The organism is Prevotella pallens ATCC 700821, from assembly GCF_000220255.1.
In the GTDB taxonomy this organism is placed as follows: domain Bacteria; phylum Bacteroidota; class Bacteroidia; order Bacteroidales; family Bacteroidaceae; genus Prevotella; species Prevotella pallens.
In genome coordinates this window covers 1,362,467-1,370,780 of the sequence record NZ_GL982513.1, presented here as the reverse complement: position 1 = coordinate 1,370,780, position 8,314 = coordinate 1,362,467, and the positions used below count along the sequence as shown (strand labels likewise).

Below are 8,314 nucleotides of genomic sequence, written 5' to 3'. Positions count from 1 at the left end.
ATAAAAACAAACAAATAAAATTAATTAATAACAAAATTAAAACTTTAAAATTATGTTCGAAGGACAACCTAAAAGTCTTTATGCATTGGCTTTAGCCAACACAGGAGAGCGATTTGGTTACTACACCATGATTGCAGTCTTTGCCCTTTTCCTTAGAGGAAACTTTGGCCTCGAGCCTGGTACAGCGGGAGCTATTTATAGCACCTTTCTTGGATTAGTCTACTTCTTACCACTGGTTGGTGGTATTATGGCAGACAAATTCGGTTATGGTAAGATGGTTACTACTGGTATTATGATTATGTTCATAGGATACCTCTGTTTAGCCATTCCATTAGGAACAAGCACAGTTGCTTTCTCTAGTATGCTAGCTGCTCTGCTTTTAATTTCTTTGGGTACAGGTTTATTTAAAGGAAACTTACAAGTGATGGTGGGTAATCTTTATGATGCTCAAGGAATGGAAAGCAAACGCGATTCAGGTTTCTCTATTTTCTACATGGCAATTAATATAGGTGCATTGTTTGCTCCTACTGCTGCTGTGAAAATCCATGATTGGGGAGTAAAATCATTACACATGGACCCCAATTCTGCCTATCACTTGGCATTTGCCGTTGCTTGCGTCTCACTAATCCTTTCTATTGCAATCTATTATGCATTCCGTCCAGGATTTAAACATTTAGAAGGTAGCACTAAGAAGAAAGAAGAAAAAGCTGGCGCTACAACAGTAGAAGAACTTTCTCCTGCTGAAACAAAAGAACGCATCATAGCCCTCTGCCTCGTTTTTGCTGTTGTAATTTTCTTCTGGATGGCTTTCCATCAAAATGGTCTCACACTAACCTACTTTGCTGACGAATTTGTACAGCCTACAGCAGAAGGTGTGCAAAGTATGGTGTTCGATGTTATTAATCTCTTTATGGTTATCATCATCGTTTATGCTGGTTTCGCATTCTTTGGCGCAAAAACAGGAAAAGCAAGAGGAATTTCAGCGCTCGTTATTCTTGCAGCCTTAGCAGTGATAGCCTATAAATATAGTCGCGTAAGTGGTAGCGTAACTGTTAGTGCTCCTATTTTCCAACAGTTCAATCCATTCTATGTTGTAGCTTTAACTCCTGTTAGTATGGCTATATTCGGTGCATTGGCTCGTAAAGGTAAAGAACCATCTGCTCCACGAAAGATTGCTTATGGTATGCTGATTGCTGGTTGCGGCTTCTTGGTGATGTTGTTAGCTTCTATGGGACTTAACTCTCCTGATGCACAGAAGGCAGCTGCAGAGGGTGCAAAGACATTTGCATCTCCTAATTGGCTTATTGGAACTTATCTAGTTCTTACCTTTGGTGAGTTATTGCTTAGCCCTATGGGAATATCATTTGTATCAAAGGTTGCTCCTCCAAAGTATAAAGGTGCAATGATGGGCGGCTGGTTTGTTGCAACAGCCTTAGGTAACCTCCTCGTTAGTGTCGGCGGATTCCTCTGGGGTAAGCTTCCATTAACTGTTGTATGGAGCGTATTCATTATTCTTTGTGTTCTATCTGCACTCTTTATGTTCTCTGTTATGAAAAAACTAGAAAAAGTTGCAAAATAATAAAGAGATAGAGATAAATATATATTATTTAAAAGACGTATTGAATGGGTATATTTGATACGTCTTTTTATATATTCCATCTTGCCTATATCCCCATTCTTATTGATTCTGTATAAATTAGATAAGATTTATAAAACAGAACACATTCTGTTTACTTTCATATTCGATAGAATATTTCAGACATAAAAAGAAGTTAAGCAGATGTAGTTTCTTTTCTATATCCCAAACCTACTTTCGTTCAACTTCTTGTTGGTATATTTTACTCAGACAGTTTTCTGAGCTTCTTTAAGGCGTAATACTATAATCTATCCTTAGTTTTTGGTTTGAACAAGCTATTTTGTTTCTTGTTCACGAAACTGTTTCAATTTCTTTTCTATGAATGCAAAGTCGTTGATTGCTCTTATTTTATCTTTTGCACGGTCGTACTTTTCTCTCCATTTCCTTACTCCGAAGGCATAGAATTTTAGTCCTTCAGGGGTTAAATCTCCTACCTTGATTTGTGATTCTTCTGTTGCCTTTTCGCCTTTCTTCAACAAGATTCTCGTAGTAAATCCATTGTCTTGGAGAAAATGAACATAATTCTCGAAAAAACGAAATTGTTCTTCTTTAAATTCTTGAGTGTTGTACCTGTTCGAAGATAAGGGCGATTTAAATAGCCAATCTAATTTCTCAATTAATTCTTCTGGATCCATATTTCTTATATAATGATGTTTCTTTAAAATCCTTTTTTCTTATTTGAACGCAAAGATACAATGATAATGTGACACTTGCAAGAACTATAGTTTTTAGTAGCTATTCAGACTGAATAAAGACTGATAAATTTGGTTTTGAGATGTAATTTATTATGTTTCTAACAATTGCTTTGTTTTTCATGGTAATTGTTGGAGTAAGGGATTGGTCGCAATGGTATAATGAATAAGACTGAAAAAAGTCCTCGCTCTGTTGGGAACGAGGACTTAGAATTTTGTTAAAATTACGGATGACTAGGCTGTGTACCTTCTTCTTTCTTTTTCTTATCGTCTTTCTCTTTCGGAGTTACTTGTTCGTAGGTTACATCGGTTAAAGTAAAGTACTTACGAGAAGCTACGAGGCGAACGATAGGTTTTTCAATGTGTGTTTGTGCACGGAAAGGTTGGCCTTTTTCAACCGCTTTGCTCTTGAATGATGGCTTAAGCGTTCCGAGGTCGCCAAAATCTACGATGTCGCCGTTAGCAACTATTTCGCGTGCTGTTTCTGTAGCGAGATTCAAAACTGCAGCCACTTCTTGTGGGTTGAATGTTGTTGACTTGGAAATGCGTGCGCAGAAGTTACGGAAATCTACACGATGACGTCCTGTAGGTTGAGCGACAATAACTGTTTTTCCTGCTTGTTTGCCAATGTTGAGTTTACGCTCTTTCAGAACAAATTGAATAGGTTTATTTGACATGATGGTTTTGATTGGTCTTCATCAGTTATCCTTTTACGAGCCAGAAGACCTTTAAAACTCGTAAGGTTTTTTTTATGTTTCAACGTTGCAAAGATATGGTTTTTCTTCTAAACAAAAAAGAATTTGTAAATAAACTTTTACAACCTATTCTGCTTTGTCGTTGTTTTTCATCAATAGCTTTATTACTATTAAATAAAAGCTCAATTGTTTTTACGAAAAAGCTCGCCAGCTTTTTGGAAAAAGTTCGCGAGCTTTCTTAAAAAAGCTGGCGAGCTTTTGAGAGTATGCCTGAATTGTTTATTTTCCATCTTCAAAACATACATTCGTTTAAGTCCTGATGGGTGGATTTTTTTGCTCTGTTGGTTTTCCGAGTTTCTTAAAGGTGTTATGAACTTAGATTCTTTTATTTGTGGTTTGAAAAATCTATTTTGTTTCTTGTTCACGAAACTGCTTCAATTTCTTTTCTATAAATGCAAAGTCGTTGATTGCTTTTATTTTATCTTTTGCACGATCGTACTTTTCTCTCCATTTTCTTACTCCGAAGGCATAGAATTTTAGTCCTTCTGGGGTTAAATCTCCTACCTTGATTTGTGATTCTTCTGTTGCTTGTTCATCTGTCTTCAATATTTCGGTCGTGGTAAATCCATTGTCTTGGAGAAAATGAACATAATTCTCGAAAAAACGAAATTGTTCTTCTCTGAATTCTTTAGTGGCATATCTTGGTGATGATACTGGAGAATTTAATATCCATGATAATCTTTCTACAACTCTTTCTTTATCCATGTTTAAGGGCAATGATGATGTTTTTAATCTTTTTGAAGTTTTAAATTAAAAGGGCTGAATAACTATTAAGATAAATCCAGCCCTTTATTAAACTACTTTCTTAATGATTGTTGAAAGTAATATGTTTGTTTTTTGGGAATTACCAAAGGTCTAAACGCTGTTCTTTTGGCAAGTACAGCTTGTCGCCAGGCTTCACATTGAAAGCATCGTACCATGCGTCGATGTGTGGCAAAGCACCATTTACGCGCCATTCGCCTAATGAGTGTGGGTCGCTCTTAGTACGATTGCGTATTTCAGCTTCAGTAATGTTAGCTGCCCATACACCTGCATAAGCAAGGAAGAAACGCTGTTCTGGTGTGAAACCAAAGATGTTTTGCGACTTTTTGCCCTTCATTGCATTCTTCAAAGCATTGTAAGCCACCATTAAACCTCCGTGGTCGGCAAGGTTTTCACCCATAGTAAGGTTCCCATTTGCTTTGAGGTCAGGAAGTACACTAATGTTGCTGAAGAATTCACCGAATGGAGTTGTGCGAGCTTTAAACTTGTCGCCATCTCCCTTAGCCCACCAGTCTCTCATGTTTCCGTCCTTATCGTAATTACGACCATTGTCGTCGAAACCATGAGTCATTTCGTGTCCAATTACAACACCGATAGCTCCATAGTTGAAGGCGTCGTCAGCAGTCGGGTCGAAGAATGGGTACTGAAGAATACCTGCAGGGAAACAAATCTCGTTAGTGGTAGGGTTGTAATATGCGTTTACAGTTTGTGGAGTCATATACCACTTATCCTTATCAACTGGTTTTCCAGCAGTTTCGTCGAGATTTACCTTATGCCAGAACTTACGGCAGTTCATAACATTATCGTAATACGACTTGCTTGGGTCAATGGTAAGTGAGCTTAAATCTTGCCACTTGTTAGGATAACCAACCTTAACGTAGAAAGTAGACAACTTTTCGAGTGCAGCCTTCTTAGTTTCTTCGCTCATCCAACTTTGTGCTTTGATGCGCTCAGCCAAACTAACCTCAAGATTTTTGATGAGTTGCTCCATGCGTTGTTTGCTGCTTGCAGGGAAATAACGTTCGCAATATATTTTGCCGAGTGCTTCGCCCATTTGACTTTCAATCTGTTGTGTAGCACGTTTCCAACGTGGATAATCTTGCTTTGTGCCACGCATTGTCTTACTGAAGAAGTTGAAGTATTCGGCACGGACGTCATCGCTGAGATAGTTTGCAGCTTCAAGAATAACCTCCCACTCCATACGAGCACGAAGTTCGTTTGCAGTTTCAGTCTCTATCAACTTGTCTACTCCTACTAAGAAGTTAGGCTGACCAACTACCATTTCCTGTATATCAGCAGACTTTACCCCGTCGGCATTAAGCAATTGTTCCAAACGAATATTAGGATATTTAGCCTTAAAGTCTGCCAATGTCATCTTGTTATAATTAGCAGCAGCATCGCGAAGCTCTGTTCTGCTCTTTGAAATCAGTGCAATAGCTGTTTCATAACGCATAATATAGTTACTATTCTGTTCAGCTTGAGCCTTAGAGAAACCGAAAAGTTCAAACATATTTACAATGAACTTCTTAAACGCATTACGTATTTCGGTTGTTGACTTATCGTTGTCAAGATAGTAATCCTTCTGACCTAATGTTAATCCGCTCTGACTAACGTTAAGAATATTCATCTTCGCGTTCTTCTCATCAGCACCAAATCCATAGCTGATAGGCAAACCATAGCTTTGACTTGCATACTTCAACTGAATCTTACGTAGGTCTGCTAAAGTCTTAGCATTCTCAATTTCGTTGAGCAATGGCATTACTGGGGCAACACCTTCTTTATTTCTACGCACAGAGTCCATAGCGAGTTTGTAAAAATCGCTCAGCTTTTGTTCAACACTTCCAGGCTTTGCTTTTGCCTTAAGCAAGCTTGTAAGAATTGTGTTGATACGCTTGTTGTTGTCTTCACCTAATTGGTCAAAAGAACCATAACGTGAGTAAGCTGCAGGCAATGGATTGTTTTTTTGCCAGCCACCAGTCGCAAACTGATAGAAGTCATCAGCTGGACGTACCGATTTGTCGAGATTACTTTCCTTTATACCAGCTTGTTTTTGAGCAAAACCAGTCATAGGAACAGCAGCAATCATCATCATCGGTAAGATTGTCTTAATGTTCATTTTAAATGATTTTAGTTTAAAACTTCTCGTTAATATATCACCTTTAAAACTAAACGCATGTTCTACAAGTTCAATATAAACGAAAAAGATTGTTGATTTATTTATTGAATTTAATTACTTTTCCTTATTCATCGAGCAACCTTTCCAACGCTTCTGAAAGCTCAAGCCATTGCTCGTTTTCTTTATCTAAATGGCGTTGCAGGTCGGTGTATTCAGTAACGAGTTCCATATTCGATGCATTCTCTGCTACCATCAGTAGTTCGTCAAGCTCAGCTTTGCGCTCTTCCATCTTGGCAATCTTCTTTTCAGAGTCTTCTACTGCACGCTGAGCTTTTTTTATCTTCTTCTGCTGTTCTTTGCGTTCTGCATACGATACTGCGCCAGATGAAGGTTGATCTACCGTTTCTTGCTTTGCATTTTGTGTATTTTCTGCTTCAGCTGCAATATTGTTTGCACTTGCCTTACTCAAACTTTCTTGTATTGTTTCAGCATTATGAGCACGCAAATAATCGTAAATTCCGCCTAAATGCTCGCGAACTTTGCCTCCACCAAATTCATAGACCTTACTTACTAAACCATCAAGAAACTCTCTATCGTGTGAAACGATAATAGCTGTTCCGTCGAAAGCTTTAATGGCTTCTTTCAAAACTTCCTTTGAAGTTATATCCAAGTGGTTTGTAGGTTCGTCCAGAATTAAAAGATTAACAGGTTCCAATAATAGTTTTATCATTGCTAAACGTGAACGTTCGCCACCAGAAAGTACTTTAACTTTCTTCTCAGATGTTTCGCCGCCAAACATAAAAGCACCTAAAAGGTCGTTAATCTTCAAACGCATATCGCCTTTTGCCACTTGGTCTATGGTTTCAAAAATTGTTAGATTCTCATCTAAAAGTTGAGCCTGATTTTGTGCGAAATAACCTATCTGAACATTGTGTCCTATCTTTAAGTTACCATCGAATGGTATTTCTCCCATTATACACTTCACAAGTGTAGACTTTCCTTCACCATTCTTACCGACAAAAGCAACTTTCTCGCCTCGCTTAATGGTCATATCTACCTTATCGAATACAAGTCGTGGGGGATATTCTTTACGCACATTGTCGCATATAACTGGATAATCACCGCTCCGTAAGCACGGTGGGAACTTTAAGCGCATTGCTGAATTGTCCACCTCATCTACCTCTATAGGGACTATTTTCTCCAATTGCTTAATACGTTGCTGCACCTGTACAGCCTTTGATGCCTGATAACGAAATCTATCTATAAAGGCTTTTATATCTGCTATTTCCTTTTGTTGATTTTCGTATGCACGCATTTGCTGCTCTCTACGTTCTTTGCGTAAAACGAGATACTCATCGTATTTCACTTTGTAATCCTCTACCCTATCACACGTAATTTCTAAAGTACGATTCGTTACATTATTAATAAATGCACGGTCGTGAGATACTAACACTACAGCTTTAGCACTTTGAGCAAGAAATTGTTCTAACCATTGTATAGACTCAATGTCCAAATGGTTGGTTGGCTCATCAAGTAATAGTACATCAGGGCGGCGTAAAAGTATCTTTGCCAACTCTATACGCATACGCCAACCACCAGAGAATTCAGACGTAGGACGATCGAAATCTGTACGTTCAAAGCCTAATCCTGTCAGTGTCCGCTCTATTTCTGCTTCGTAGTTTTCACCGCCAAGTAACATAAAACGTTCATGCTCCTGCGTAAATTTTTCGACCAATTCAGCATAACTTGCACTTTCATAGTCGGTACGTTCAGCCATTTCTTGCTGCATACGCTCCAACTTTTCTTTCATTTTGGTAGCATCTGCAAATGCCTTACGTGTTTCTTCCTTTACCGTAGTATCGTCAGATAGCTTCATTACCTGTGGTAGATAGCCTATGGTGGTATCATTTGGAACAGCTACAACACCTGCTGTGGGACGTTGTAAACCACAGAGTATTTTAAGCATTGTAGATTTTCCCGCACCATTTTTACCTACCAAAGCTATGCGATCGCGGTCGTTTACCACGAAAGAAACATCATGAAAGAGTGGCTTTACAGCAAACTCAACTTTTAAACCTTCGATTGACAGCATCTATTTTTTGTTTTCTCCCTAATTAACGATTGCAAAGATACGCAATAATTTCGTAATTCTTAGTAGCCAACCTTACTTTTATCCATATTGTGAGTTTGGTTTACAAGTAGATATCACAAGAAAGTGCATAATTATATAGAGATATAATAAGAAGGAGATTGTTAAATTGAGAAAAGACTCAATAGAAAATAGATGGGAATACTTTTAATAAGAAAAGGCTTATAATGTATTCCATTTATACATAAACTAAAATTAATAATC

Annotated in this window: 6 protein-coding genes; 1 reads left to right on the top strand and 5 read right to left on the bottom strand. The window is 38.0% G+C overall.

What is annotated here, in order from left to right:
* The first annotated feature begins 52 nt into the window (after positions 1-52).
* Positions 53-1,579, top strand: coding sequence for a peptide MFS transporter (locus tag HMPREF9144_RS05320; RefSeq protein WP_006044874.1), 1,527 nt, complete (start codon positions 53-55; stop codon positions 1,577-1,579).
* A 332-nt stretch (positions 1,580-1,911) separates the two neighbouring features.
* Here the strand turns inward: HMPREF9144_RS05320 and HMPREF9144_RS05315 are convergent, their stop codons facing one another.
* The 5 genes from HMPREF9144_RS05315 to HMPREF9144_RS05290 all read right to left on the bottom strand — a co-directional run bounded on the left by HMPREF9144_RS05315 (position 1,912) and on the right by HMPREF9144_RS05290 (position 8,053).
* Positions 1,912-2,271: a hypothetical protein gene (locus HMPREF9144_RS05315; protein ID WP_006044873.1), complete on the bottom strand. Its 360-nt coding sequence runs from the start codon at positions 2,269-2,271 to the stop codon at positions 1,912-1,914.
* Positions 2,272-2,552: 281 nt separating this feature from the next.
* On the bottom strand, positions 2,553-3,005 hold the full coding sequence (locus HMPREF9144_RS05310; RefSeq protein ID WP_006044872.1) for an HU family DNA-binding protein: 453 nt from the start codon (positions 3,003-3,005) through the stop codon (positions 2,553-2,555).
* 423 nt (positions 3,006-3,428) lie between these two features.
* On the bottom strand, positions 3,429-3,788 hold the full coding sequence (locus HMPREF9144_RS05300; protein ID WP_006044870.1) for a hypothetical protein: 360 nt from the start codon (positions 3,786-3,788) through the stop codon (positions 3,429-3,431).
* A gap of 139 nt (positions 3,789-3,927) precedes the next feature.
* The gene (locus HMPREF9144_RS05295; RefSeq protein WP_006044869.1) at positions 3,928-5,961 is read right to left on the bottom strand and encodes a M13 family metallopeptidase; all 2,034 of its coding nucleotides are present in this window, start codon (positions 5,959-5,961) and stop codon (positions 3,928-3,930) included.
* 124 nt (positions 5,962-6,085) lie between these two features.
* Entirely contained in the window at positions 6,086-8,053 is a 1,968-nt protein-coding gene (locus HMPREF9144_RS05290) for an ABC-F family ATP-binding cassette domain-containing protein (protein WP_006044868.1), read from the bottom strand.
* Between the last annotated feature and the right edge of the window lie 261 nt (positions 8,054-8,314).